This is a genomic window from Pantoea septica (assembly GCF_002095575.1).
Taxonomy (GTDB): Bacteria; Pseudomonadota; Gammaproteobacteria; order Enterobacterales; family Enterobacteriaceae; genus Pantoea; species Pantoea septica.
This window is the reverse complement of sequence record NZ_MLJJ01000081.1, coordinates 1-1,229: the sequence shown is the minus strand read 5'-3', so window position 1 is coordinate 1,229 and position 1,229 is coordinate 1. Positions and strand designations below refer to the sequence as shown.

The following is a 1,229-nucleotide window of genomic DNA, read 5'->3' as shown; positions in this document are numbered from 1 at the left end:
TGAATCGCCACGGATAATCTAGACACTTCCTAGCCGTTGATAATACTGGTTTTCATATTCTGTCGGTGACATCTGATCGCTGGAACCATGCCGACGCTTACTGTTATAAAACATTTCGATGTAATCAAAAATATCGCTGCGGGCTTCTTCCCGCGTTCCGTAGATCTTTTTCTTTATCCGTTCGCGTTTCAACAACTGGAAAAAGCTTTCTGCAACCGCATTATCATGGCAGTTACCGCGACGGCTCATGCTGCCCTCCAGGCCGTGTGATTTCAGGAACGACTGCCACTCATGGCTTGTGTACTGACTGCCCTGATCCGAATGAACCAGCACCTGTTTTTGGGGATTACGGCGCCATACAGCCATCAGCAGTGCGTTCAGGACAATGTCCTTTGTCATCCGGGATTGCATGGACCAGCCGATAATTTTGCGTGAGAACAGATCAACAACCACGGCAAGATACAGCCAGCCTTCGTGGGTCCTGATGTAGGTTATGTCCGTTACCCAACGCTTATCCGGAGCATCCGGATTGAACTGTCGCTGGAGCCTGTTGGGCGACACGATACTGGCCTCGCCTTTACGTGCCCGCGGGCTCCGGTATCCGACCTGAGCCTTTATCCCGACACGTTTCATCAGTCGCCAGACTCTGTTCACTCCGCACTGTTGCCCGCTGTCCCGCAGATCCAGATGGATTTTGCGATAACCATAGACGCATCCCGATTCCAGCCAGAACTGTTTAATCTGTCCTGTCAGTCTCAGGTCTGCCTGATGGCGTTGTGAATGCGGCTGCTGAAGCCAGGCGTAAAAACCACTGGGATGAACATCCAGCACCCGACAGAGCAGGCGAACAGGCCAGCAACAGGTGTTGTCACGGATAAAGGCGTACCTCAGTCGGACAGCTTTGCGAAGTACGCCGCGGCTTTTTTTAATATGTCCCGTTCGTCGGTAACCCGCTTCAGCTCTTTCTGGAGACGGCGGATCTCGGCCTGAGCATCTGACTGTTCTTTATTAGCGGAAGAATCCGGACCGTACTTCTTTATCCAGGCGTAAAGGCTGTGGGTGGTGATATCGAGACGTGTTGCAACGCTGGCAACAGAATAACCGCGATCAACAACCTGTTTGACTGCTTCAATTTTAAACTCTTCGGGATAACGCTTACCGCTCATGGGCACCTCTCTTTAAGCCATCTTAAATGACTCTGAGGTGTCTGTTAAACCCGTGGCGATTCA

The 1,229-nt window shown here is 51.4% G+C and carries 1 protein-coding gene; it reads right to left on the bottom strand.

The features are described 5' to 3' along the window. Positions 1-18: 18 nt before the first annotated feature. Positions 19-1,166 (bottom strand): IS3 family transposase gene (locus HA46_RS20605; protein ID WP_089518920.1). Its coding sequence is split into 2 segments (ribosomal slippage): positions 19-929 and positions 929-1,166, totalling 1,149 coding nucleotides; the frame shifts between segments, so codons are not numbered across the junction. Positions 1,167-1,229: the final 63 nt, after the last annotated feature.